This is a genomic window from Providencia sp. wls1914 (assembly GCF_009706645.1).
GTDB classification, from domain to species: domain Bacteria; phylum Pseudomonadota; class Gammaproteobacteria; order Enterobacterales; family Enterobacteriaceae; genus Providencia; species Providencia zhijiangensis.
Genome location: NZ_WLUN01000008.1, coordinates 150,197 through 176,466, shown reverse-complemented (window position 1 = coordinate 176,466; position 26,270 = coordinate 150,197). Strand labels below are relative to the sequence as shown.

Here is a 26,270-nt window from a genome sequence, read left to right as displayed (position 1 = left end):
TAGGCTTTTTAATTTTATTGATGATTGTTTTTAGATGGGTTTATTTGTTGGTTTTTTAATTTAAATCAAAGCGATAAAAGATAATTCTTTTTTGACGGAATAAACTCTATTTTATTCTTTTTATTATCGAGTTTAGATGCTCGGTAATGGAAAGTGTAATAAAATGTAATTTATCAAATATGATTAAATAAAATATGAAAAATAAAAGAGAGTAGAAAAAATAAAGAGCAAAGAAATCGTTTAATGATGATTATATAGAACGGATTAAGAGTGGAAGGGCAAAAATGCTATTTTCACCCTTTAAAAATTAACTATTTTTGGGGTTTAGAATTCCGTTTAAGGCAAGATGTTGAATAAGCATAATGGTTTTACCATCCATGATCTCCCCGTTTTTGATAGCAGCAAGCGCATCAGGGAATGACCATTCCATAACCTCAATATCTTCACCTTCATCAGCGAGCCCACCACCATCACTTTGGCGGTCCTTATCACTGTATTGGGCAATGTAAAAATGCAGCTTTTCAGTGACGGAGCCTGGGCTCATAAAGGCTTCAAACACCTTTTCAATATTATCGATTTTATAGCCAGTTTCTTCTTCGGCTTCAGCAATAATTCTCGCTTCAGGGGAAGAACCTTCAAGTAGTCCAGCTGCGGCTTCAATCAGCAACTGTTTATATCCAGAAACGTACATTGGCATCCGGAATTGACGGATCAAGATAATGCTATTTTTGGATGTGTTATACAGCAAAATGACAGCGCCATCGCCACGGTCATACACTTCTCGCTCTTGTTTTTGCCAAGAGCCGTCGTGTCGCTGTAATTCATAGGTATATTTTTTGAGAATGTACCAGTTATCGGACAGTAATTTTTCGCTGATATTCCTAACTTGAGGCTGTTTCATAAATAAGTACGAGAAGAAATAAGGTAAGCATAATCTAGCACTATAAATTGAGAGGGGAAATAGGGGGCAGGGAACAGACTTAAATAGCCAAAGGCCAGCAATGGGCAATCTGCTGGCCTTTGGTCGAAATTAATTATTTGATGATTTGCAGTTGTTTAACGTCGATCTCTTTAGAGTTCCAGTCTTTATCAACTTCACCACGAATTTCGATTTTATCTTTTGGCGTGACGTTCACTCCATTGAAACGTTTTTGGCTAATTTCAACGGTGATGGTGCCTGTGCCATCGGTGAATTCGTAATGTTTTTTGTCCAGTTGTTTAACGAGATTACCGCGTAAAACAACCCAGCTGTTGTCAGATAATTCAAGGGCTTTCGCAACCGTTGTTTCACTTGCATTTGGACCGTTAAAGCCACCTTCTTGGGTTTTCATGGTTTCAGTGTTAGTGGTGTTGGCGACTTCACCTGGACCTGAAAAACCACCAGTAGCAGCAAAAACAGGGGCGGTAGCAAGGGCAGCGATTAAGGTGATTAAAGGTAATTTTTTCATTTTTGTTTCTCCACAAGTAACCAGAAATTTGGTCTATGGGATGTATTTAACCAAGTAAATCTTAACAGGATCTTAAGAACTCAAATTAATTAAATATATTTTTAATTTGGACAATCACCACTGGTCATCATGAATTTAATAAGATAAATATAACAATATTCGATGTGGAGGTTGAATATGCGTATTTTATTAATAGAAGATGACAGGTTAATTGGCGATGGCTTAAAAGTAGGGCTAACACAATTGGGGTTTACCCTTGATTGGTTTATGGATGGTAAACAAGGTCAACAGGCTTTGTTTGATGCCCCTTATGATGCTGTCGTGCTGGATTTATCACTTCCGCATATTGATGGTATGGATATTTTGAAGTTCTGGCGTAAGCAAGGGCGAGATGAGCCTGTTTTGATTTTGACGGCGCGAGATGCCCTTGAACAACGGGTAAATGGGCTACAGCAAGGGGCTGATGATTATCTGTGTAAGCCGTTTGCGCTTGCGGAGGTTGCGGCGCGTTTGCAAGCATTGATCCGTCGGCGCAGTGGGCAGCTATCACCCACGTTGGTACATGGTGACGTGGAGATGGATCCTTTAGCGATGACGGTCACTTACCAAGGAAATCCTGTGCAGTTAAAGGGTAAAGAGCTGGCACTATTATCATTATTTTTGCACAACCCGAAAAAAGTGCTGTCTCGTAGTGCGATAGAAGAAAAGTTGTATAACTGGGATGAAGAGGTCTCCAGTAATTCGGTTGAAGTTCACATTCACCATTTACGCCGCAAATTAGGCAGTAAGTTTATTCAAACTGTTCATGGTGTTGGTTATCGACTGGGTGATGAAGCATGAAAACGTTCAGCTTAAGGCTCAAACTGACTTTGATGTTATTGCTCCTCGCTGTAATGACGTGGGGAATTGCTAGCTCATTGGCATGGTATCAAACCTATAAAACCATTAACGAATTGTTTGATACTCAACAAATGGTATTTGCAAAGCGCTTATCGGTGTTACCAACGGATATCGACTTGCCTCAAGCATCATTGAGTAAAACCAAAAAGTTATTGCGGAAAAATCGGGGAAGCCAAGACGATGACGCATTGGCGTTTGCGATTTTTACGCCGAGTGGCGAAATGGTGCTAAATGATGGTGATAACGGGCGCAAAATTGAATTTCAATTTGATCGTGAAGGATTCAGTGAAGGCAAGTTGAAAGGTAGTGATGATGAGTGGCGCTTTGTTTGGCTAAAATCTATTGATAATCAATATATTATTGCAGTAGGGCAAGAGTGGGAATACCGCCAAAGTATGGCTAACAGCATTATGTTTTCTCAGCTCATACCGTGGCTGGTGGCGCTGCCGATAATGTTAATCGTATTTTTATGGTTACTCACTCGAGCATTAAAACCCCTGCGGGATGTAGCTAAGCAGTTGCGAGAGAGGAAGCCGGAGGAACTGAGCCCAGTGGTGGTGCCCACGATCCCTAGTGAGGCTAAGCCAATCCTAGATTCTCTGAACGGATTATTCGACAAAATAAACCACATGTTTGTGCGTGAACGGCAATTTACCTCTGATGCTGCCCATGAACTGCGTAGTCCACTTGCCGCACTGAAAGTCCAAACTGAAGTGGTGCAGATTGCTGGAAGTGACGAGGCAATTCGCCAACATGCAGTGGCTAATCTTTCAGAGGGAATTGATCGTGCAACTCGGCTGGTGGATCAGTTATTAACGTTATCCCGCTTGGAGTCTTCTAATCAGTTAGATGATGTGAGTGAAGTGAGTTGGCAGGAATTAATTGAGCAAGCCGTTAAAGAGAGCGAGCTGGAAGCTCGGCAAAATCAGGTAACGTTGAAAATATCGATTGTTGAAACGCCGCCGTCTTTTAAGGGGCAAAAACTTTTATTGTCCGTACTCTTAAGAAACCTTCTTCACAATGCTATCCGCTATGGTAAGGCCGCCGGTAAGGTTGAAGTCAATTTGTATCGCCACTATCTGGAGGTGAAAGATGATGGTGATGGTGTTTCCCCTGAAGTATTAGCGCGTTTAGGGGAGCGTTTCTACCGACCACCGGGGCAAGAAAAAACAGGTAGCGGATTAGGACTATCAATTGTTAAACGCGTGGCTCAGTTACACCATCTCAACGTGACGTTTACTAATGTCACGGAAGGGGGCTTTTGTGTCACTGTTCGTTGGAATGCATAATTTAGTCTATTTTATGCACAATATTGAATGAGGTCGTTGCAGAATAATCAGCTGAATTTGAATCTTATTGGGATGTGTTTTTACGGTTATGTTCAGCAGGATCTCATGATGGTAAAACAAATTCCTGAGCGTCAACAGCCGTCGACGCTCAGGAAAACAGCCTATATTTATGAGAATGAGAGCCGGAATGGCTCTTTTCTTACTTGTTTTAATGTTGGTCTTGTTAACTCTGATCTTGTTAATTACGGCTTTTCTAACTCGGCGACAATCACGCTAATGGCTTTATTAATCTCTTGAGGCGTTAGCGCACCATCTTTATAAAATAAAACATTACCTTGCTTGTTGAGAATGATAATGGCAGAACTCTCTGGCGCAAGGCTCCATGCATTCTTCACCACACCATCACTATCAACAATAAATTGAGAGTAAGGAAACTCTTTCTTGCTGTCTTCCACGCTGTTTTTTACAAATACACCAGTACCAAAAATTGAATCATCCGTGTTGATAATGCTGGTAGTTTGGTATTTGTCGTGAGGGAATTTGGCTTGTTTAATCGCTTCGATGAGCGGAGCATTAAGCTCTTTGGCCGAAGAGCGCCCTGCGATGTGTTGAATGGTGCGAACTTTACCGGCAAGTTGCTGGCTTTTCCACAGTTGGTAATTGAATTTCCCAGCATTATCTAACTGTAATTCGCCTTTATCTGTGACGGTAACGGCGGGTACAGGTTGATTTAATTGAATATTAATGGCAAATCCCGTTGAAGATAAACCTAGCAAGCAGGTTAATAAAAGCAGTTTTTTTATCATAAAGGTACCTTTAGAAATCATTGTCATTGTTGTGTATAGGGTGAGGATTTCTGGTGCTGCTAGTTATAGCATAGCTCATCGGATGAGTGGCAAGATGAAAATTAACAAATTGGTAAAATTCAGCATAAATACGAGGTTTAAATGTAATTTAACAGTATATTGACAATGTCATTTTGTGTCAGTGTTTTGAATAAAATTGCAATTTCCGAACCAAAACAAAATTTTCTAGTCTATGATTATTGAGCGATATGCAATGAGGTATCGTCAGAACAACATGGAGATCAGTTCTAATGAAAATTTTTAAGCATTATAACCCATCGAAAATTGCTCTATACGTGAAAACACTATTCAGAGGTAGGCTCTACATTAAGGATTTTGGGGCTTTCGAATTCAATAATGGGAAGATTTTACCACCAAAAGTAACCGATAAAGCTCATTACAATGTGATGAATGAAGTGAACAAACAAGTGGTATTACTGCGAGCTGAGTTAGGCTAACAACCTTCAATCTCCTTAAGAATAACAACGCCACATACAGTGGCGTGTTCATATTAGCTATCAGTGGTTATTTTAGGTTTGTGACGTACCTTCACTACCCGCAGTACCTGGCTGAACCACAACTGCGGACGGTGTGTTTGTGATACGCGTGACTAGCAGCTGATCAATCTTGTAGTTATCAATATCGACCACTTCAAATTTGTAGCCCGCATATTTCACATAATCAGTGCGTTTCGGCATCTTTCTTAAGCGATACATCATAAAGCCTGCGATGGTTTCGTAGTTGCTGAAATCTGGGAATTCGTCGATATCAAGGATACGTTGAACATCCTCGATTGGCGTGCCCCCATCAACCAGCCATGAATTCTCATCACGGGTAATGATTTGCTCTTCTTGTCCCGGCCCGATCAAGTCACCCATTAAGGTGATCATCACATCATTGATGGTAATAACACCCATCACTAAGGCATATTCGTTCAGGATAACGGCAAAATCGACGCCACTATTTTTAAAGGCTTCTAAGGTATCAGACAGGGATAAAGTATCCGGAAGCATTAAGGTATTCTGGATATGTACACCGTCACGTAAACTCAGGCTTTGGCCATTCAATACGCGGTTGAGGAGCTCTTTGGAATCCACATAACCAATCACATGGTCGATATCTCCTGCACAAACTAAAAATTTCGAATGTGGCTGAGTGGAGATTTTGTGTTTGATGCTCTCTTCAGATTCGTCTTTATCAAAGAAAATGATGTTTTCTCGTGGTGTCATCGCCGATGGAACGGTACGGGACTCAAGTTCAAACACGTTTTCAATCAGTTCGTGCTCTTGTTTACGCAACACCCCAGCGACCGCGCCCGCTTCAACAACAGCAAAGATATCATCAGAAGTAATGTCTTCATTACGTGCAGTGGGTAATTTGAAGAGTTTAAAAATTAAGTTCGCTAAGCCATTAAAGAACCATACGAGTGGGCTTAACACCACTAAGCAGAAACGCATTGGGTTAACGATGCGTATAGCGATAGCTTCAGGTTTTACCATTCCAATACGTTTTGGCGTTAAGTCAGCCACGAGAATAAATAAGCTGGTGACGATGGTAAATGACACAATGGAAGCAGCTTGCTGTGCCCATGCTGGGGATAAGAATTTAATGAATAGCTCTTGCAGTGCAGGAGAGAATGCAGATTCACCTACAATACCGGCTAAAATCGCCACGGCGTTTAAGCCAATTTGTACAACGGTGAAGAACATGCCCGGCATTTCTTGTAACTTGAGAACCCGAGCGGCGTTAATGTTGCCTTCGTCGGCCATTAACTTCAATTTAATACGGCGAGAAGCTGCCAATGAAATTTCGGACAGCGAAAAAAATGCGCTGATTGCACATAATAAAAGTACGATAAGTAAACTGTTTAGCATAAATTATCCAACCCTCTAGGTAGTGAATTGTCACTTCTTGAAATCCTAAAGGCAATGTAAGGGTATTCCATTTCAATATTAATTAGCGCCTTAGCGCGGTGGGGGTATCGCGCTAAGTATAGCACTAGCCTATTTTATCTGGCTATATATTCGTCATTATAAAATTATTCAAGAAGGAAGGCAGACTCCAATGCCGCCAAGCCCACAATAGCCGTTGGGATTTTTATACAGATATTGCTGGTGATAATCCTCTGCAAAATAGAAGCTTTCGAGTGGTCGAATTTCGGTGGTGATCGGGCGATTATCTTGTTTTTCAGCCATCGCCAGTTGGTAAGCTTCACGGGTTTGCATCGCCAGTTGATACTGTTCATCTGACACGGTGTAAATTGCTGAGCGATATTGGGTACCAATATCATTACCTTGGCGCATACCTTGGGCTGGGTCGTGGTTTTCCCAAAATAGTGTTAGCAGCTGAGCAAATGAAATGATTTCAGGGTCAAAAACCACGCGAACGACTTCAGTATGTCCGGTTAATCCGGTACACACTTCTTCATAGGTTGGGTTAGGAGTGAGTCCACCGCTGTAACCTGCGGATGTCGTATAAATTCCTGTTTGTTGCCAAAATAATCGTTCCACACCCCAGAAGCAACCCATTGCAAAATAAGCAATTTCCATATTCTTAGGAATAATCTCAATCGAATGATGGGTCACTGCATGGTAAGGTGACAACGCCATTGATGTGTGGCGGCCCGGAAGTGCTTGAAATTCATTATCGGACTGAAATTGATTAAAAGTCATAACGATTCCTAAATACAATCAGTATAGAAATAAAGTAAAAATTGGGATAAAAACTTGTGTCAGTGGTCTATTTTACTCAAAATAAGTCGTTGTTGAATAATAAGCCAAATTGTCTATCACCCTAGGAGCAGGCGTGTCGAAATATCTTACCCTTTGTGCAGTATGCCTAACAACGGCGGTACCAGCGGTATTTGCTGCGAATCTACGCCTTAATATTGAAGGGCTTGAAGGGCAACTCAACCAGAATGTCCGTATTCAGCTTTCTAATATTTCACAAGATGAAGTCGTTGCAAATGGACGTTTTCGTGCTCGAGTAGAAAAAGCGATTCGTGAAGGGTTAAAACCACTGGGATATTATGAGCCTACGGTAGAATTTAGCTATGAAGAGAAAACTCCGCCTGCCCGTTCAATTTTGACGGCCAAGGTCTCTCCGGGGGAGCCTATTCTTCTACAAGGTGTCAATGTGGTGTTAGAAGGGGGAGCGAAAACAGACCCTGATTACGCCAAGATGCTGAAAAAAAACACGCCGAAATATGGCACGATCCAAAATGATGGTAAATATGAAGATTTTAAAGGTAAGTTCAGTAGCCTAGCTCTCCGTAAAGGGTATTTCGATGCCATGATGGAAAAAAGCCAGCTAGGCATTTCTCTTGATCATCATGCTGCCTATTGGGATTTTGATTTTAACAGTGGTGAGCGCTACCGCTTTGGTAAATTAACCTTTGAAGGCTCACAAATTCGTGAGGACTACCTCGAAAACCTATCTCCTTTTAAAGAAGGGGAATATTACACGTCAGAACAGCTCGCAGAATATAACCAACGTTTGGCATCAACAGGGTGGTTCAACTCTGCGCTAGTCACGCCGAATATTCAAAAAGCTCGTGAAGAGCATACAGATCTATTACCCATGGAAGGGGTCATGATCCCTAGAGCGCAAAACTTCCTTGAGCTGGGTGGTGGTTACGCGACCGATGTGGGGCCCCGCGTAAAAGCGATATGGAATAAGCCGTGGATTAACTCACGGGGACAAAGTTTAACCTCCAGCATTAGCCTCTCTCAGCCGGAACAGCTGATCGATGCCAGCTATAAAATTCCACTCAAAGCGAACCCTCTAGAGCAATATTATGCGATTCAAGGTGGGTTTAAACGTACGGATTTGAACGATACTCAAGCGAATACCACCACGCTAAACGTGTCTCGTAATTGGGACTATTCAACCGGCTGGCAGTATGGCGTGAATATGCGCTGGATGTTGAGTAACTTTACCCAAGCGGATGTGACCAACACGACGATGTTGCTGTATCCGGGGGCAAACGTCAGCCGAATTCGCCAAAGAGGTGGCGTGATGCCAACCTGGGGTGATAGCCAGCGCTATTCTATCGATTACTCGAATAAAATATGGGGCTCGGATATCGATTTCTTAGTATTGCAAGCCAAGAATGTGTGGATCCGCACGCCATGGGAAGGGCACCGGTTTGTTGTGCGTGGAAACCTTGGTTGGATTGAAACCAATAACTTTGACAAAGTTCCGCCAGACTTACGTTTCTTCGCAGGGGGTGACGGTAGCGTTCGTGGTTACGGTTATCAAAAAATTTCCCCAGAAGATAGTAGCGGTAAGCTCACTGGGGCATCCAAGCTGGCGGTTGGATCCGTCGAATATCAATATAATTTCACGGGTAACTGGTGGGGTGCCACTTTTATTGATAGTGGTGAAGCGGTAGACGATTTCAAAAATAGTGATTTTAAAACGGGCGCTGGTGTGGGGATCCGCTGGGTTTCTCCGGTTGGACCGATTAAATTTGATTTAGCCAAACCTATTGGCGATCCAGATAATAACAAAATTCAGTTTTACATCGGATTGGGGACAGAACTATGAAATGGATGAAATGGCTAAAGTGGATTGCAATCACCATTTTACTATTGTTAGTTCTGGTTGTTGGTGCGCTGTATTGGGTGTTAGGTACCAAATCGGGTCTGCATTTTGCGTTGAACTCGGCCAAACGTTTTGTACCTGAACTGACCATTGCCTCCATTGATGGTGACATTAACGATTTGACGCTCTCTGGCGTGAAGTACCAAATGCCGGGTGTGGACGTGGATGCGAAGAAAATCCACCTTGCGTTACGTTTAAAGTGCCTGACCAGCCGTGAAGTATGTATTGATGATTTATCAACAGAAAGCGTGATGGTGAATGTGGATACTAGCCAATTCCCACCGTCTGAAGAGACACCGCCTTCTGAGCCGCTAACAGAACTTAATGCCCCGCTAACCATTCGTTTAGCTCAATTAGCACTAGTCGATACTCACGTTAATGTTGATGGCACCGTGATTGATCTCGACAAGTTTGCCACGGGGATCACATGGCAAAAAAGAGCTATCGAAATCACGCCAACCGATATTATTAACCTTGCCATAAGCTTACCGCCTAGCGAGCCGACTGAGGCGCCAAAACCGGTTGAACCCGTTGTGCCTGAAGGTGAGCAGCCTTCCCTTGGTGAGCAGCTTAAAACGTTATTTTCTAAGCCGCTATTAGCGGAGCTACCTGAAATTATTCTACCGGTTGACCTGAATGTTGAGGGGATCAATGCCTCTAATTTCCAATTAAAAGGCGACACGGAAATTACGATTAATAGCCTGAATTTGAAGTTAGAAAATGCAGGGCAGAATGTTTTATTGAAGCAGCTAAAAGTCGATGCGCCTCAAGGAAATGTTGCGGTTTCTGGATCGATCTCCTTACAAGAAAAATGGCCAGTCGCACTATCCGTTATTGGTGAAAGCCGTCTTGAAGATTTAAATGGGCAGAAAGTCGATTTAACGCTTAAGGGTGGGTTGATGGATGAGCTAATGCTGGCATTGAATCTGAATGGTCCAATTACGGCGACACTAGAAGCTCAGACCGATTTAGCGCAGGCAGATTTTCCGATTGAGTTGACTTTAGAAAGCAAAAAATTAACTTGGCCGCTGGTGGGTGAAAGCCAATATAAGCTTGATGACACTCGCTTGCGCTTAAATGGCCGCCCTTCTAGCTATGACCTTTCATTGCGTTCCGCCATCACGGGGCAAGACCTACCGCCATCTAAGTTATTATTAGATGCAAAAGGGAATGAGGAAAAAATTGATTTAACCCGTTTACGCTTATCTGCATTGCAAGGTAATGCAGACCTATCAGGGGTGGCGGATTGGAGTAAAGCCATTAGCTGGAATATGGTTTTGACGTTATCGGGCATTAATACGGCGAAGCAATACCCAGAATGGCCAGCTAAAGTTGAAGGAAAAATTGCCACGCGAGGCAGCTTATATGGTGGAAGCTGGCAGTTAGAAATCCCTGAAATCACCTTAGATGGTAATGTTAAACAGCACATATTAAAGGCGCGTGGACAAGCCAAAGGGAATGCCGCAGGGCAATGGAATATCCCAGATTTTAACCTCTTGCTGGGTAAAAACAGCGTGAATGTGAAGGGCTCTTTAGCGGATAAATGGAACCTTGATGCCAAAATTAATGCCCCAGCGTTGAATGGGTTAGTGCCTGGGCTAGGTGGCGTGATCATCGGGGATTTAAAACTTCGCGGTGATTTACAAGCACCACAAGCGCTGGCGGATTTAACGGCGCGTGGCGTGAGATGGCAAGATTTGACGGTTGAGACCACCACCGTTAAAGGCAATGTGGCAACAGGTGACCAAATCAAAGGTGACTTATCTGTGGTGGTACGCGGACTACGCCAAGCAGATTTAGCCATTAGTAACCTAACGCTAGATGCCAAAGGGACTGAAAAACAGCATACGTTAAAACTGAATGTGACAGGGAAACCCGTTTCAGGACAGCTCGCGCTGGCAGGGGGCTTTGATCGCCAGACGGAAGTGTGGAAAGGGAATTTAAGCAATACCTTATTTGATACTGAAGTTGGGGAGTGGCGCCTGAGTCAAGCCATGTCCTTGAACTACAATAACACCACTCAAGAAGTGGTTATTGGTAGTCACTGCTGGGTAAACCCGAATGCTCGCGTGTGTGTGCCGAAGCCAGTTAAAGCGGGTAAAAGTGGTAGCGCTGATATTGTATTAGAACGATTTGATCTTGCGATGATCAAACCATTTATGCCAAGTGATACCCGAGTGAATGGGGTGTTCACAGGGCGTGCAAATGCCATCTGGAAAGCGGATGGTAGCCTGCCGCAAGTGAAAGTTGACTTGAGCGGTGATGGGGTCAAAGTCGTGCAGTTTGTTGATGGTGCGCGTTTGCCTATCGCGTTTGATACGTTGACATTAAATGCGGGTATTAAGAACGGTCGTGCGGATTTGAATTGGTTGTTGAAGATTGCAGACAATGGTCAATTTAAAGGTAATGTGCAAATTTCTGACCTCGAAAGAAAGCGTCTACTCTCTGGCAATATTGAAATTAACGCCATTACATTAGGTTTAATTAAACCGTTACTTGGCGAAAAAGACATTGCGAATGGAAACCTGAATGCAAATCTACGTGTCGGTGGCTCTGCGTATAACCCGCTAATGAACGGTAATGTCACGTTATCTGGGCTAGAAGTGAAGTCTGGGTTGATCCCGTTTGATATTCAAAATAGTCAATTAGCGATTAACTTTAATGGTACCAGTTCAGTCATGACTGGGCAGATTAAAACACCAGAGGGTTACCTAAATATTGATGGTGATGCGGACTGGCGCAACATTGATGCATGGCGAGCGAAAGTACTGGCGAGAGGGAATAACTTACGAGTTTCTCTGCCGCCAATGATCAAAATTGATGTGCAGCCTGATTTGATTCTGGAAGCGTCACCAAAATTGCTGACCTTAAATGGCAGCGTCACTATTCCATGGGCGCGTATTACGGTGCAAGAATTACCTGAGTCTGCGGTGAGTGCATCTTCGGATGTGGTCATGCTGGATGCACAGCTTAAACCGATCAGTCCGAAACAGCCGTCGATTCCAATTCAAACCAATTTAAATATTAATATTGGTAATGATGTGCGTCTGGATGCGTTTGGATTAAAAGCGCGGCTCACTGGTTTACTGAAAGTCGTTCAAAATAAACAAGGGTTAAGCTTAAATGGCCAGGTAGATATTCCATCAGGACGTTTCCGCGCTTATGGACAAGACTTGATTGTGCGTAAAGGGCAGATTCAATTCTCAGGGCCTGCTGATCAGCCGTTCTTAAATTTAGAAGCAATCCGTAACCCTGAAAACACGGCCAATGATGTGATTGCAGGTGTGAAGGTAACAGGACTTGCCGATAAACCAAAAGTTGAGATATTCTCTGAGCCCGCAAAAACCCAGCAAGAGGCACTTTCCTATCTGTTAAGAGGGGAAGGGCTCGATAGCGGGGACGCGAATGGGTCACAAATGACCTCGATGTTGATCGGGTTGGGGGTTGCTCAAAGTGGTCAACTGGTAGGTAAAATTGGTGAAACATTTGGAGTGTCAGATTTAGCCGTCGATACGCAAGGTGTGGGTGAGAGTTCGAAAGTGGTTGTGAGTGGGAAAATTACGAACGACTTGCAAGTTAAGTATGGAGTTGGCATATTTGATTCTTTAGCGACGCTCACTTTACGCTATAGGGTCATGCCGAAACTGTTTTTAGAAGCCGTTTCTGGCGTTAATCAGGCTTTGGACCTGCTTTATCAATTCGAGTTTTAATATATGCGTATCATTGTTTATGGCAGTTTAAGGCGCAAGCAAGGGAATCATCACTGGATGACTTATGCTCAGCTGCTAGGTGAGCATAAGCTAGAAGGTTATGAACTGTATGACCTTGGATATTATCCAGCGGTTATCAGAGGGAATGGCACGATTGAATGCGAAGTTTATCGTATTAATCCGTCTATTCTGACTGAGTTAGACGAACTGAAGAAAAATTCACAAGATTATGAGCGTGAGTTAATTCCAACACCTTACGGTAATGCGTGGATTTATCTCTATAAACACTCAGTTGAAGGCCTGCCTCACATTAAAAGTGGTGATTGGCTGAAGCGCCATGAAGAAGAGTAATCAGTAGTTTATCTGTAATGAGTCATCAAGAAAAACGCCGAGCATTGAAAATTCAGTGGTCGGCGTTTTTTATAAATGTTAAGCGCGGCTCATTGCTTGGAGCATTTTCACAAACTCATCAATATGATGGCGTTCTGTTGTTGGGTTCATAAAGACCGCTTTTTCGCCTGGAATGTACACAAAACGGTTATGTTCGGCATAAGTTGAGCAGGCGATGGAATCCACCCAATTGGTGAATAGCCCAGCTTTACCGCGTGTTAAGAACAGATTGCGGTGCCATTTGCTATTTCTAATCATGGTTTCATAAGCTGCTTTATCGCTAGCGCAACTTAATTCATAGTTAAAAATGTCCTGTGGATCCGCATTCAATTTAGGGGAATAGAGACGAAATCCGACACTAGGCCCCTGATTTTGAGGCACCATAACCGCCGCATTTTCCATTTCAATCAACTGGTTGCGCATGTAGTTAGCATTTTGTAGGCAGTGAGCAATGATAGTTTGGTACCCTTCAATACCGAGATAATGTAGCCCTGCATAGGCGCCAAAAATCCCAACCCCACTGCGACTACACTCAATGGTGGATTGCAGGTGAGTTTGCCCTTCTAAATCGTGTTCAAAGTACGTGAAGTTTTCAGGTGAGTTTTCAAGCGCTTTGAAATCATTGCCATCACGTACCATCACTAAGCTCGAGGTGTAAGGAACGTAGCCCCATTTATGGAAGTCGATAGTGATGGAATCAGCATATTTAAGTTGTTTGAATTTTTCGACGGTGTGGCGTAATCCAAACAGTGTGGCTTCGTTGATAGCGAGCGGGTTGGTATTAAAATCATAATTAATGAAGAAAATAATTGGCCAGCCGACCGCAGCATCCACGTGAATATGCGGTTTTTCTGTCACTTCGAATTCTTCACACAGACGGTTTCGCAATTCATAAACCTGTTTTATTTCATCGACACCAAAGGTATCTGTGGTACCTGCGGTTAATAAGATCACGGGGATCTTGCAGTGGACGGTATAACAAGCACGGATCTGCTGCTCTAAGTCATGTAAGTCGATGGTGTTATCCGAGGAGACTTTGATACGAATGGTTTTGTTTTGAATATCCACACCCAGTAATGACAGGTTAGTCATGTTGGAGTAGTGGCCACCTTGGGAGTTGATGATCCGATAGTCTTGATCCACAGACATACCCAGCTGGCGAGAATCTTTTAATGTTTTGCGAATGCCAAATAGGTAACCATATAAATTACACATGGTCCCGCCTTGAGTGAATAATCCAGACGCTTGGTTTTCATCATAACCAATTAAGTTAGCGACTTGTCTAATCACTGTTTTTTCCATGGAGTCGGCGACGCCAGAATATTCGCAATAGACCATGTTGGGGTTGCCTAAAAGACCAAGCATAGAGCCGTATAATGCAGGGTCTGAAGGCATCGCAATCACGTTTTCGACAGATAATGGGTTTTCCCAGTTTTTACATAATGCAGAAGCAAAGGCTAGCAGGGTATCTTGTTGATCTCCCGGTAAATTAATCTGTTGTTGGACATGGGATTGCTGCGCCAGCTGATTGAACCACTGAGCGCCATTTGGATATTGATTGATTAGCTGACTGTCTGCGAGTGTCGTTTTACGAAATTGGGTGATAGCTTGGATTTTTGGGTCATTAAATATAGGCCATTTATTCGGATCGCGGCTAAAAAAGTTCGCCACAATATTATGGTACTGCTGTTCGAATTCGGGTGTGAGTAGGTTCGCACTTTGGCGAGCAAGAAGCTCTGATTGATTCACGCTAGACTCCCATTTACATTTATACAATTAATGATTTATGTAAATACTCTACACCTGAATCTATATTGATTTAAATAATATCAAATTGACTAATTTGGCTGGGTTGCTAATTTAATATCATGATAATAAAGAAATTAAATTTAATCCGGCTGTTTTTTACTAAGGAAATATATTCCTATATTGATATGTCAATCACAGATTTATAATCTGAAAAATATTTATTTTTAATTATTATTATTTCGAGTTTTTTATTAAAAGCAGATAATTAATCCAATAATAGTCAAATGTTTGGTTGGTTAGTTCTGATTGGAGTTTCGGGCTGTATAACCACCGATATATATCACTGAATATTATGAAATTGTGAAAAAACACTAATATTGAGAGGGGAAGATATAGGCAAAAAAAAGCACTGGTCAAAACCAGCGCTTTTCTATCCACAGAAGGGATTAATTATTTTTTTGCAGCACGTTCGAAAGAAGCGATGATTTCAGCTTTAGCTGCTTCTGCATTCTCCCAACCGTCAACTTTAACCCACTTGCCTTTTTCTAAATCTTTGTAATGCTCAAAGAAGTGAGTGATTTGCGCACGCAGCAGTTCAGGAATGTCGTTCACATCTTTGATGTGATCGTATTCTTTGCTCAGTTTAGTGTGCGGTACTGCAACTAATTTCGCATCTTCACCAGATTCGTCAGTCATTTTCAGTACGCCAACTGGACGGCAACGGATAACTGAACCTGGTTGTAATGGGTATGGAGTTGGTACTAAAACGTCAACTGGGTCACCATCTAAAGACAGGGTGTTGTTGATGTAACCGTAGTTGCACGGATAGAACATCGCAGTAGACATGAAACGGTCTACAAACAGTGCGCCAGATTCTTTATCAACTTCATATTTGATTGGATCAGCGTTAGCTGGGATTTCGATGATTACGTAGATATCTTCAGGCAGTTCTTTACCTGCCGGTACATTGTTCAGGCCCATTAAAATGTATCCTTATGAGTGCTTAAAATAACGTGGGGGACATTATAGCCGCAAAGAGAGGTAAAACTCACTAGTTGGAGAGAAATTCAGTCAAAAAAGGCGAGAGAGTCTCGCCTTCAGGTCAAACGGAATGTTTGATTATTCTGCGTCAGGGTACTCACGCATAAAGGATTCCGCCTTCTCAACCATGGCTTTCGTTCCCACAAAGAACGGTACACGTTGATGCAGCTTGGTTGGGATGATGTCTAACACGCGGTTAGTACCATCACTTGCTTTACCGCCCGCTTGTTCTGCTAAGAATGAAATTGGGTTGCATTCGTACAGAAGGCGCAGTTTACCTGTTGGGTGGCTAGCTGTGCTAGGGTAAATGTAAATACCGCCTTTGAGTAAGTTACGGTGGAAGTCCGCCACTAAAGAGCCGATATAACGCGTGGTATATGGGCGGTTTGTCGCTTTGTCTTCTTCCTGACAGTATTTAATATATTTCTTAACGCCCATAGGGAACTTGATGTAGTTACCTTCGTTAATGGAATACATTTTACCTTCTGCTGGGAACATGACTTTTTCATGAGACAGACAGAATACACCTAATGATGGGTCGTAGGTGAAGGCATGAACGCCGAAACCAGTGGTGTATACCAGCATGGTTGATGAACCGTAAACCACATAGCCCGCAGCAACTTGGCGGTTACCTGGTTGTAAGAAGTCAGCTTCTGTAACCGGTTGACCAATTGGAGTAATACGGTGGTAGATAGAGAAGATTGTTCCAACGGAAACGTTTACATCGATATTCGAAGAACCATCCAGAGGGTCCATTAAAACGACATATTTCGCGTTTTCTGCACGGTCACCTTCGAAAATGACGATTTCATCTTCTTCTTCTGAGGCGATACCGGCGACTTCTCCGCGCGCTTTCAAAGCCGCTTTCAGTTTTTCGTTTGCATACAGGTCAAGCTTCATCTGAACTTCACCTTGAACATTCGAAACACCGCTTGTGCCGAGAATGTCAACGAGTCCAGCTTTGTTAATATCACGATGGATAATTTTAGCGCCCAGTTTGATTGCTGACAGTAATGCAGTCAGCTCACCTGTTGCATGAGGAAAATCTTGTTGCTTTTCGACGATGAATTCGCCTAATGTTTTCATGACGAAGGTCCTGAATAAAATTGACAGAAATTTGCGGGTCTTTATTGTACCCTCGGGCGGAGAGTTTATCTAAATAAAGAAAAGATTAATAGGCTAATACATTTATAAACCTGTGATTGATGAGTAGAATAGTGACAAACCTCATGCTATTGGATGGAAAAGAATGCACATACATATTTTAGGCATATGCGGAACCTTCATGGGCAGCTTAGCTATTTTAGCTCGTTCGTTAGGGCACAAAGTGACTGGGTCCGACGCAAACGTCTACCCACCGATGAGTACATTGCTTGAAAAGCAAGGCATTGAACTAATTCAAGGATTCGACCCTGCGCAGTTAGAGCCAACCCCTGATATGGTGGTGATTGGGAATGCGATGACCCGTGGAAATCCATGTGTTGAAGCCGTATTAGAGCGTGGTTTACCTTATACCTCTGGTCCACAGTGGCTTCATGATCATGTTCTTCCTGAGCGCTGGGTATTGGCAGTTGCAGGGACTCACGGTAAAACAACAACTGCGGGAATGCTGGCGTGGATCCTGCAAGATTGTGGCTATGAGCCTGGCTTTCTGATTGGTGGTGTGCCAGGGAACTTTGATGTTTCGTCTCAGATTGGTAAAAGTCCTTTCTTTGTTATTGAAGCAGATGAGTATGATTGCGCATTCTTTGATAAGCGATCCAAATTCGTACATTACAGCCCTAAAACGCTGATTTTGAATAACCTCGAATTCGATCACGCGGATATTTTTGAAAATCTCGAAGCGATTCAAAAGCAATTCCATCACTTGGTGCGTATTGTGCCAAGTAGCGGCAAAATCTTTATGCCGAGTAACGACAATAACCTCAAGCAAGTGATGAATATGGGGTGTTGGAGCGAACAAGAGTTGGTGGGAGAAAACGGTGAGTGGCATGCCGTAAAACTTAATCATGATGGCAGCCAGTTTGAGGTGTATTACCAACAAGAAAAAGTGGGCGAAGTGAATTGGTCCCAAGTCGGTAATCACAATATCCAAAATGGCTTGATGGCGATTGCTGCTGCACACCATGTTGGCGTACCTGCGAAAGAAGCTTGTTTAGCATTGGATAAATTTATTAATGCCCGCCGCCGTCTTGAGTTACGTGGTGTTGAAAATGAGGTCAGTGTTTATGATGACTTCGCTCATCATCCAACGGCAATTTTAGCGACGTTAGAAGCATTACGTAGCAAAGTTGGCGGTACTTCTCGTATTATTGCTGTACTGGAACCTCGTTCAAATACCATGAAAATGGGGATCAGTAAAAATGATATAGCACCCGCTTTAGGTCGTGCGGATGAAGTCTTCTTATTCCAACCTAGCAATATTCCGTGGATGGTCACAGAAATTGCAGAGCATTGTGTGCAGCCTGCGCGCTGGCACGCAGATATTGATACTCTCGCTAATATGGTGGTGGAGACGGCTCAGCCCGGTGACCATATTCTGGTGATGAGTAATGGCGGCTTTGGTGGTATTCATGAAAAACTGCTGGCAGGGCTAAAGCATAAAGCTGAAGCAAAATCTGACGAGTAATATGACGAATAGTCTATGAGCGCTATCGTGAATCAGAGCCCTAACCTAAGTTAGGGCTTTTTCGTTATAGTTGCTGAGGAAGTTCGATGTTTGCGCGTTCTGGTAATCCGGAGCAGCTTAACACAGTGCCTTGCATCTCTTTTTTAACGCTTCCAAGATAACAATCCACCGAGTCTGTAAATAAGTGGAACAGGCAGCCGACGGCGATGGCTTTGAATTTCCATGAAGGGAAGAAAAATAAGACGACATAAGCGATGGCAGCCCAAATGGTGTGCATAGGGTGGAAGCCTACGCCGCAACGATCGGGATCGAAAATAGGATCGGCGAGAAGGTGATCGAGGTCGATAACCATGGTGGAAACCATTAAGAGCCCGGCTAGCTTCCAGTTTTTTCGCCAAAATAAATAGCCAAATAAAAAGGGCACTAAAAAATGGAAACCGTAGTGAACGATGTTCCGTAAGATCTCAAATAACACGGGCTTATCTCGATATGAATCAGTGGAAGACGCGTCACTATAGAGCTAAAAATACAAAGAGGGAACTGGGTTCCCTCTTTTTCGATATCTAAAATTTTTCGAAAGGACTAAAGTTCTTGCTCGAAAAGTACCAAAATGGCTTCATACAGTTCACGAGTTGTGAAATCGTTGGTTGGCGTTGAGAAAATTGTATCATCGCCAGCGATGCTGCCTAAGATGCCTTCAGCTTTGCCTAAGGAGTCTAGCAGGCGAGCAATTAACTGTGCAGCTCCTGGGCTGGTACGGATCACAACAACAGAGTGGTTGTAGTCAACATCCAGAACTAAGTTCTTCAGTGGGCTGGTGGCAGTAGGGACACCAGGCTCAGTTGGTAAGCAATACACCATTTCCATTTTTGCGTTGCGGGTACGTACAGCACCAAACTTTGTCAACATTCTGGAAATTTTAGATTGATTAATGTTTTCGAAGCCTTGTTCTTGAAGAGCGATCACAATTTCGGCTTGTGAACTGAATTTTTCTTCTTTAAGGAGTGCCTTAAAGGCTTTTACCAAGTCTTCTTGTTTCGACATAGTGCGCATAATTAACCCATCTTTTGGTATTAAACTGAGTTGTATTATGTTGAAAAGTGCATTTTTATGCAAGAAAATTGATTTTTGAGTGTTTAATGAGCGATTTAAGATAAGGCTTCTCTGGTAGTAATAAGGGGTTTATCTTAAATTATTGGTTCGAAATTTAACTTAAAAATGAATTGATTTAACAAGAAGTTACTGTAAAAAATTTGTTAAATAATCAAGCGGTGCTGAATAAATCGTCAAATAAAATTAGGTTTAATGTTAAATGCAATAGCAATAAAAACTATTTGTTAAAAAAGTGTCCGTTATCTCATTAACAGATAAGGAATTTGTTTAGAATAGAACTATTGTGTTGGTGATTTATCTCGCGTTAACACTTCTCTCTAACTGTTAAAGAATTGTTTTTTATAAGTAATGTGTTTAGTGCGTAGTCAGATGAATTCATATATTTTAAAGTACAATTAAGGAGTTTTAGAATGAAAGTTGCAGTCCTAGGTGCAGCAGGTGGTATCGGTCAGGCTCTCGCCCTTCTTCTCAAAAACCAGCTCCCAGCAGGTTCAGAACTCTCCCTCTACGACATCGCGCCAGTAACTCCAGGTGTTGCCGCTGACTTAAGCCACATCCCTACCGACGTTAAAGTGGTTGGTTTCGCGGGTGAAGATGCAACCCCAGCACTGAAAGGTGCGGATGTAGTATTAATTTCTGCAGGTGTCGCACGTAAGCCAGGTATGGATCGCTCTGACCTGTTCAATGTGAACGCAGGCATTGTACGTAACCTTGTTCAGCAAATCGCGGTTACCTGCCCGAAAGCACTAATCGGTATTATCACTAACCCAGTGAACACCACCGTTGCTATCGCGGCCGAAGTACTGAAGAAAGCTGGCGTGTATGATAAAAACCGTCTGTTCGGTGTAACGACACTGGATATCATCCGTTCAAATACTTTCGTTGCTGAATTAAAAGGCAAGAAAACTCACGAAGTTGAAGTGCCAGTTATTGGTGGTCACTCAGGCGTGACAATCCTGCCATTACTGTCTCAAATTCCTGGTGTTAGCTTCACTGATGAAGAAATCGCAGCACTGACTAAGCGTATTCAAAACGCAGGTACTGAAGTGGTTGAAGCTAAAGCGGGTGGCGGATCAGCAACACTGTCTATGGGCCAAGCGGCAGCGCGTCTGGGCTTATCTTTGATCCGTGGTCTGCAAGGCGAAAGCAATGTGGTTGAGTGTGTATACACTGAAGGCGAAGGTGAACACGCTCGTTTCTTCGCACAACCTGTTGTATTAGGCAAAAACGGTATCGAAAAACATTTACCAATTGGTAAATTAAGTGCATTTGAAGAGAAAGCACTGAAAGATATGTTAAGCGTACTGAAAGCAGATATCGAATTAGGTGAAAAATTCATTAATGGCTAATGCCAATTAAGATTTAGCGCTTAAATAAGGGCGGAATTGCTGTCATGCGATTCCGCCCTTTATTTTTATACTTGGTAAGTTTTCACTTATCAAAATAAAGGGAAGCCCCTTGAAGGTACAATGAATGAATCTTGCCGTTTTTCAAGAAAATGGTTAGGTGTCTTGTCTTTCAGTTCTGATCAAAAATAGCGACTGATTTTAGATCTTTTTCCTCTTCTAGTTCCTTGTTTTCTAATTCACCCGTCTCCTGGATTTTCTTTGGCTTTTCACGAACTTTTCTTTCTAATAAATCACCCGTCATTGGATCATAATAGCGACTAGGCCAGATTTCTGATGGATGTATACCTAAAAAGTTTGCGATGATCCATTCACCTTTAGGCCAAGGTCTCGATAGCGCGTTCGCGAGTGTTGATGAGCTCAGCCCTGCTTCGCGAGAAATCGCCGCTAGGGTTGTTCCACGTTTGCGTAAAGCCGCAATGATATCTGCTGGGTGCCAGTTTGATTTCCGTAACATCATTTTTTAATCCTTTTTTTACTCAGAATCATGTAGAGTTAGTGGTACATCTAACAGAGTATTGTGATACATTCAGTGCAATCGTTCTGTTATTGGAAATAAAATAACAGAATTTCCCAATAATAATTTCTGATTTTTTCTAAAAGTTTATTTTTATGAAACTATCGTTGTTTTTGTGAAAATAACGGAAAGGTTCAGATGATTATTGTGAATTTAGCTAACACTTTGAAAATAAAAATAACTCATTTTGGTTAGCTCTCTGTTTTTTATATTTTCTTATATTTATTCTGTTTATCGCGAAGATTTATATTTCTTAATAATATATTGAATTATTTGAAAAGAATGGGTTTCTGAATCAGCACTATAAATCCATCAATATAAAATAGTTGATACAAAGTTATTGGTATAACTAGCGGATATACAACAAAAAGCATCTATATCGATATAATTTATTAACTATTATATTTAAATATTAAAAATGGATATTGAAATGATTAAGAGAATAAAGAAAGTTTATAGTTAATCGAAGTTGTCATCATAATGACAAGGAGCGTCGATAATGAACAAGGAATGGTTAACAGCAAAAGAGCTCGTTGGACGCCAAGGGCTTCCGACAAGTACCCAAGGCATTAATGCCATGGCGAGGCGAGAAAAGTGGTTGAGTCGAAAGCGAAGAGGTATTCAAGGAAAAGCATTGGAATACCATATTAGCTCGGTTCCCATTGATTTCGAAGAGTTCACTGTGATGTATGAAACTTCGGTAGGTTATCAAATGAAACGTGATGAACATGCGCATATTTGGCAAGAAGCTTATAACCAGCTTTCCCATGATGAACGCGTGAAGATCTTATCGTTTATTATGCGTAAAGGTGCTTTAGCTTTAATTCACCTTATTAATCAAAATAGCCATACATAGATTACATACAGTATTGAATCGAATAAATTTTTAGAAAAATAACTTTGGTATAGCGACAAAAGCAGGTTGCAAAATATAAGCTAAGCGTAAAAGTGATATTATGAAAAAATTGTGGTTCACTGCGAAAGAATTAGCAGGATTAGAAGGCCTTCCATCTTCACCTCAGGGAATTAACTTAATGGCGAGAAGGGAGGGCTGGAAAAATCGTCGTAAAAGAGGTGTTCAGGGGAAGGCCGTTGAATACTATATGGAAAGCTTGCCGAATGAGATCCAAGGTCAGCTGTCACTTCATGAGCCATCGACACCGTATCAAGTGCAACGTATTGATGCACTGCAAATTTGGTCTGAGGCTTATTACCAACTGACAGAAGATGAGCGCAAAATGTTTGTGAAATACATTCTGCGTCACGGCTTATCATCGCTATTGGCAAAAATCGAGCCTGAACCAGAAGATGAATAACCATGAAAAAAGGGTGAAATTGGTTTCACCCTTTTTAATATTGGTTTCGAGCTCTATCGTAATTATGAATGGCGCTGAATAGCAACGTGCGCTAAACCAATTAATGCTTCTTTATACACGGAGTCTTCCAGAGCATTTAAAGCATCAATGGCTTTTTGAGCTTCTTCCTGCGCGCGTTGGTAAGTGTATTCTAATGAACCGCAGCGTTTCATTGTGCCAAGGACGGTCTCTAAGAGATGGCGACCATTTCCTTGCTCAATCGCTTGCCTAATTAGCGCAGACTCTTCCTCATTCCCATGCTGCATTGCGTGCAGTAGTGGTAATGTTGGTTTCCCTTCATCAAGATCATCGCCAGTGTTTTTACCTAACTGGGTATTATCTGCATCATAATCTAGAAGATCGTCAACTAACTGGAATGCGGTCCCAATATAGCGACCATAATCTTGCAGCGCTTTTTCTTGCTCAGGTGTGGCATTGGCTAAGATAGCGGATGCATGAGAAGCCGCTTCAAACAGACGGGCGGTTTTACTGTAGATCACTTGCATGTAGCTCTCTTCAGTAATGTCAGGATCGTTGCAGTTCATTAATTGTAAAACTTCACCTTCAGCGATCACGTTAGTGGCTTCAGACATCAGTTTTAAAACACGCATTGAATCCAGATCCGTCATCATTTGGAAGGATCGAGTATAAATAAAGTCGCCGACTAATACGCTTGCCGCGTTACCAAATACGGCGTTAGCTGTCTGTTTTCCACGACGCATATCAGATTCATCGACCACATCATCGTGTAATAAAGTGGCGGTATGGATGAATTCGATTAATGCAGCAACTTGAATATGTTTGTGTTCAGAATAGCCAAGGGATCGTCCTGCGAGGATCGCGATCATTGGACGGATCCTTTTTCCGCCCCCGCTAACGATGTAATAACCTAATTGATTAATTAATGCTACGTCTGAGTTTAATTGGCTGAGGATCGCTTCATTTACTGCTGACATATCCTCGGCTGTCAGTTCAACGATAGATTCTAAATTCATTGTAATATATTCATATTATTAGTTTTTGGGGCATTCCCTAAGTCAAAAATGGGAAAACCGATATCACAGTAATGGCGTAAGCATAACACTATTAATAATAAGATTATCGGGTGAAATGCAAAAAATGTTTAAATAAGTAACAATTCAAGATATTCCTAAGAAATCAGCCGGAAAAAGATAGGGCCGATAAAAAAGTCGTATTTTTTGTAATCTAACTGCATTATAGGCTTGTGTTCTGCTGCTTTTTTGCGTAGAATTCGCGCCCTATTGTGAATATTTTATAGCGTACTCTGGAATTGAAATATTTAGCGGGTACGCGGAAAGCGGAGTTAATATGTACGCGGTTTTCCAAAGTGGTGGTAAACAACACCGAGTTAGCGAAGGTCAAACTGTTCGCTTAGAAAAGCTGGACATCGCAACAGGTGAAACTGTTGAATTTGATCACGTTCTGATGGTTGCTAATGGCGATGAGATCCAAATCGGTGCTCCTATCGTTGAAGGCGTTAAAGTGAAAGCGGAAGTGGTTGCACACGGTCGTGGCGATAAAGTTAAAATCGTTAAGTTCCGTCGTCGTAAACACAGCCGTAAGCAGCAAGGTCACCGTCAGTGGTTCACTGATGTTAAGATCACTGTCATCGCTTAAGATTTAGGAGAGCAGATTAATGGCACATAAAAAGGCTGGTGGTTCGACTCGTAACGGTCGTGACTCAGAAGCAAAACGTTTAGGTGTTAAACGTTTTGGTGGTGAAGCTGTATTAGCAGGTAGCATCATCGTTCGTCAACGTGGTACTAAGTTCCACGCAGGTAACAACGTTGGTTGTGGCCGTGACCACACTCTGTTCGCATTAGCGGACGGTAAAGTTAAATTTGAAGTTAAAGGTCCTAACAATCGTAAATTTATCAGCATCGAAGCTGAATAAGTTTTCTGACTTTTAATTTTTGAATTAAAGCCCTGCAAAAACCTTTTGCGGGGCTTTTTATATTCAGAATATGCCATCTCTGGGTAATACCGCCATCAGGCACTATAATGGCCAGCAGACGGAGAAAGAATTATGAAATTTGTAGATGAAGCCAAAATTTTGGTCGTGGCAGGAGATGGTGGCAATGGTTGTGTCAGCTTCCGCCGTGAAAAATATATCCCGAAAGGTGGACCTGACGGTGGTGACGGTGGTGACGGTGGTGATGTCTATTTACAGGCAGACGAAAACCTTAACACACTGATTGACTATCGTTTTGAAAAATCATTTCGTGCAGAACGTGGTCAAAATGGTCAAAGCCGTGAGTGTACAGGTAAGCGTGGTGAAGACATCACGGTTAAAGTCCCTGTAGGAACGCGTGTACGCGATCTTGGCACCAATGAAGTACTCTGTGACATGACTCGTCACGATCAACGCCATATGGTCGCTAAAGGCGGTTTCCATGGGCTTGGTAACACTCGTTTTAAATCTTCCGTTAACCGTGCACCGCGTCAGCGTACCATGGGAACGAAAGGTGAAACGCGCGAAATCTTATTAGAGCTGATGTTACTGGCTGATGTGGGAATGCTAGGTATGCCGAATGCCGGTAAATCTACATTTATTCGTTCAGTATCAGCAGCGAAGCCAAAAGTTGCCGACTATCCATTTACAACCTTGGTTCCAAGCCTCGGCGTGGTACGTATGGATAACGAGCAGAGCTTTGTGGTTGCAGATATTCCAGGATTGATCGAAGGTGCTGCAGAAGGTGCAGGACTTGGGATCCAATTCCTGAAGCACTTAGAGCGTTGTCGTGTATTGCTGCATCTTATCGACATTTGCCCAATCGATGAATCTGATCCGGTGGAAAACGCCAAGATCATCGTCGGTGAGTTAGAGAAATACAGCGAAAAACTGGCCCAGAAACCACGCTGGTTAGTCTTCAACAAAGTGGACATCTTAGGCGAAGAAGAGTCTGCAAAACGTGCAGCTGAAATTGCTAAAGGTATGGGCTGGGAAGATAAGTATTACATGATCTCTGCCGTGAACCACGAAGGTGTGAAAGCACTGTGCTGGGACATCATGGAGTTCATGAATACTCAGCCGCGTGATATGGCTGTTGAAGATGAAAACAACCAACCAGAAAAAGTTGAATTTATGTGGGATGATTACCACAAAGAACAGCTATCTGGTGCAGAAGATCTTGATGACGATTGGGATGATGATTGGGACGAAGATGACGACGAAGGCGTCGAATTCATTTACCAAAAATAATTATCTTTAAGTCATATAAAAAGGCACAACTTGCGAAGGTTGTGCCTTTT

21 protein-coding genes and 4 pseudogenes are annotated in these 26,270 nt (G+C 42.4%); 13 read left to right on the top strand and 12 right to left on the bottom strand.

The window, feature by feature from the left end; genetic code table 11:
* Window positions 1-307: 307 nt before the first annotated feature.
* Window positions 308-901, bottom strand: a complete 594-nt coding sequence (locus GKR74_RS06985; RefSeq protein WP_154603044.1) for an NUDIX domain-containing protein — start codon at window positions 899-901, stop codon at window positions 308-310.
* Between the two features lie 133 nt (window positions 902-1,034).
* Window positions 1,035-1,448, bottom strand: coding sequence for a YgiW/YdeI family stress tolerance OB fold protein (locus tag GKR74_RS06980; RefSeq protein WP_036948980.1), 414 nt, complete (start codon window positions 1,446-1,448; stop codon window positions 1,035-1,037).
* Window positions 1,449-1,625: 177 nt separating this feature from the next.
* Here GKR74_RS06980 and qseB point away from each other — a divergent pair.
* Both qseB and qseC read left to right on the top strand, forming a co-directional pair.
* A pseudogene (gene qseB / locus GKR74_RS06975) lies at window positions 1,626-2,303 on the top strand (quorum sensing response regulator transcription factor QseB).
* On the top strand, window positions 2,285-3,637 hold the full coding sequence (gene qseC, locus GKR74_RS06970; RefSeq protein ID WP_154603043.1) for a quorum sensing histidine kinase QseC: 1,353 nt from the start codon (window positions 2,285-2,287) through the stop codon (window positions 3,635-3,637). The pseudogene qseB and the gene qseC overlap by 19 nt, the downstream one beginning before the upstream one ends.
* A 242-nt stretch (window positions 3,638-3,879) precedes the next feature.
* Here the strand turns inward: qseC and GKR74_RS06965 are convergent, their stop codons facing one another.
* Window positions 3,880-4,443: a YtfJ family protein gene (locus GKR74_RS06965; protein WP_154603042.1), complete on the bottom strand. Its 564-nt coding sequence runs from the start codon at window positions 4,441-4,443 to the stop codon at window positions 3,880-3,882.
* Window positions 4,444-4,733: 290 nt separating this feature from the next.
* On the opposite strand from GKR74_RS06965, the gene GKR74_RS06960 reads away from it, so the two are divergent.
* On the top strand, window positions 4,734-4,940 hold the full coding sequence (locus tag GKR74_RS06960; RefSeq protein WP_154603041.1) for a DUF1107 domain-containing protein: 207 nt from the start codon (window positions 4,734-4,736) through the stop codon (window positions 4,938-4,940).
* A 72-nt stretch (window positions 4,941-5,012) separates the two neighbouring features.
* On the opposite strand, the gene GKR74_RS06955 is transcribed toward GKR74_RS06960, so the two are convergent.
* The gene (locus GKR74_RS06955) at window positions 5,013-6,356 is read right to left on the bottom strand and encodes a hemolysin family protein (RefSeq protein ID WP_154603040.1); all 1,344 of its coding nucleotides are present in this window, start codon (window positions 6,354-6,356) and stop codon (window positions 5,013-5,015) included.
* Window positions 6,357-6,512: 156 nt separating this feature from the next.
* A pseudogene (msrA, locus tag GKR74_RS06950) lies at window positions 6,513-7,154 on the bottom strand (peptide-methionine (S)-S-oxide reductase MsrA).
* Window positions 7,155-7,287: 133 nt separating this feature from the next.
* On the opposite strand from msrA, the pseudogene tamA reads away from it, so the two are divergent.
* The 3 genes and pseudogenes from tamA to GKR74_RS06935 all read left to right on the top strand — a co-directional run bounded on the left by tamA (window position 7,288) and on the right by GKR74_RS06935 (window position 13,148).
* Window positions 7,288-9,048, top strand: a pseudogene (gene tamA / locus GKR74_RS06945) (autotransporter assembly complex protein TamA).
* Window positions 9,027-12,797, top strand: a complete 3,771-nt coding sequence (gene tamB, locus GKR74_RS06940) for an autotransporter assembly complex protein TamB (protein WP_154603037.1) — start codon at window positions 9,027-9,029, stop codon at window positions 12,795-12,797. The pseudogene tamA and the gene tamB overlap by 22 nt, the downstream one beginning before the upstream one ends.
* A 3-nt stretch (window positions 12,798-12,800) precedes the next feature.
* The gene (locus GKR74_RS06935; RefSeq protein WP_154603036.1) at window positions 12,801-13,148 is read left to right on the top strand and encodes a gamma-glutamylcyclotransferase family protein; all 348 of its coding nucleotides are present in this window, start codon (window positions 12,801-12,803) and stop codon (window positions 13,146-13,148) included.
* Window positions 13,149-13,226: 78 nt separating this feature from the next.
* Here the strand turns inward: GKR74_RS06935 and GKR74_RS06930 are convergent, their stop codons facing one another.
* From GKR74_RS06930 to fbp, 3 genes are all read right to left on the bottom strand, one after another.
* Window positions 13,227-14,936, bottom strand: a complete 1,710-nt coding sequence (locus tag GKR74_RS06930) for a pyridoxal phosphate-dependent decarboxylase family protein (RefSeq protein WP_181477671.1) — start codon at window positions 14,934-14,936, stop codon at window positions 13,227-13,229.
* 450 nt (window positions 14,937-15,386) lie between these two features.
* The gene (ppa, locus tag GKR74_RS06925) at window positions 15,387-15,917 is read right to left on the bottom strand and encodes an inorganic diphosphatase (protein WP_006658000.1); all 531 of its coding nucleotides are present in this window, start codon (window positions 15,915-15,917) and stop codon (window positions 15,387-15,389) included.
* Between the two features lie 138 nt (window positions 15,918-16,055).
* Window positions 16,056-17,063, bottom strand: a complete 1,008-nt coding sequence (gene fbp, locus GKR74_RS06920) for a class 1 fructose-bisphosphatase (RefSeq protein ID WP_036949007.1) — start codon at window positions 17,061-17,063, stop codon at window positions 16,056-16,058.
* Between the two features lie 163 nt (window positions 17,064-17,226).
* Between fbp and mpl the strand changes: the two genes are divergently transcribed.
* A complete protein-coding gene (gene mpl, locus GKR74_RS06915) occupies window positions 17,227-18,606 on the top strand; it encodes a UDP-N-acetylmuramate:L-alanyl-gamma-D-glutamyl-meso-diaminopimelate ligase (protein ID WP_154603034.1) in 1,380 nt (459 codons plus the stop codon).
* A gap of 64 nt (window positions 18,607-18,670) precedes the next feature.
* On the opposite strand, the gene GKR74_RS06910 is transcribed toward mpl, so the two are convergent.
* Window positions 18,671-19,081: a DUF6122 family protein gene (locus tag GKR74_RS06910; RefSeq protein WP_181477670.1), complete on the bottom strand. Its 411-nt coding sequence runs from the start codon at window positions 19,079-19,081 to the stop codon at window positions 18,671-18,673.
* Window positions 19,082-19,188: 107 nt separating this feature from the next.
* Window positions 19,189-19,659, bottom strand: a complete 471-nt coding sequence (argR, locus tag GKR74_RS06905) for a transcriptional regulator ArgR (protein WP_036949013.1) — start codon at window positions 19,657-19,659, stop codon at window positions 19,189-19,191.
* 470 nt (window positions 19,660-20,129) lie between these two features.
* On the opposite strand from argR, the gene mdh reads away from it, so the two are divergent.
* A complete protein-coding gene (gene mdh, locus GKR74_RS06900) occupies window positions 20,130-21,068 on the top strand; it encodes a malate dehydrogenase (RefSeq protein ID WP_154603033.1) in 939 nt (312 codons plus the stop codon).
* A gap of 262 nt (window positions 21,069-21,330) precedes the next feature.
* Here mdh and GKR74_RS06895 read toward each other — a convergent pair.
* A pseudogene (locus GKR74_RS06895) lies at window positions 21,331-21,585 on the bottom strand (helix-turn-helix domain-containing protein); the annotation flags it as partial.
* Between the two features lie 556 nt (window positions 21,586-22,141).
* Here GKR74_RS06895 and GKR74_RS06890 point away from each other — a divergent pair.
* A complete protein-coding gene (locus GKR74_RS06890) occupies window positions 22,142-22,498 on the top strand; it encodes a DNA-binding protein (RefSeq protein WP_154603031.1) in 357 nt (118 codons plus the stop codon).
* A gap of 100 nt (window positions 22,499-22,598) precedes the next feature.
* Window positions 22,599-22,958, top strand: a complete 360-nt coding sequence (locus GKR74_RS06885) for a DNA-binding protein (RefSeq protein ID WP_154603030.1) — start codon at window positions 22,599-22,601, stop codon at window positions 22,956-22,958.
* A gap of 62 nt (window positions 22,959-23,020) precedes the next feature.
* Here the strand turns inward: GKR74_RS06885 and ispB are convergent, their stop codons facing one another.
* The gene (gene ispB, locus GKR74_RS06880; RefSeq protein ID WP_154603029.1) at window positions 23,021-23,992 is read right to left on the bottom strand and encodes an octaprenyl diphosphate synthase; all 972 of its coding nucleotides are present in this window, start codon (window positions 23,990-23,992) and stop codon (window positions 23,021-23,023) included.
* A 334-nt stretch (window positions 23,993-24,326) separates the two neighbouring features.
* On the opposite strand from ispB, the gene rplU reads away from it, so the two are divergent.
* The 3 genes from rplU (at window position 24,327) to cgtA (ending at window position 26,220) form a co-directional block, all read left to right on the top strand.
* A complete protein-coding gene (gene rplU, locus GKR74_RS06875; protein WP_006658010.1) occupies window positions 24,327-24,635 on the top strand; it encodes a 50S ribosomal protein L21 in 309 nt (102 codons plus the stop codon).
* A 19-nt stretch (window positions 24,636-24,654) separates the two neighbouring features.
* Complete coding sequence (gene rpmA, locus GKR74_RS06870) at window positions 24,655-24,912, top strand: 50S ribosomal protein L27 (protein ID WP_004905922.1); 258 nt, start codon at window positions 24,655-24,657, stop codon at window positions 24,910-24,912.
* A gap of 132 nt (window positions 24,913-25,044) precedes the next feature.
* A complete protein-coding gene (gene cgtA / locus GKR74_RS06865; protein ID WP_154603028.1) occupies window positions 25,045-26,220 on the top strand; it encodes an Obg family GTPase CgtA in 1,176 nt (391 codons plus the stop codon).
* Window positions 26,221-26,270 lie beyond the last annotated feature (50 nt).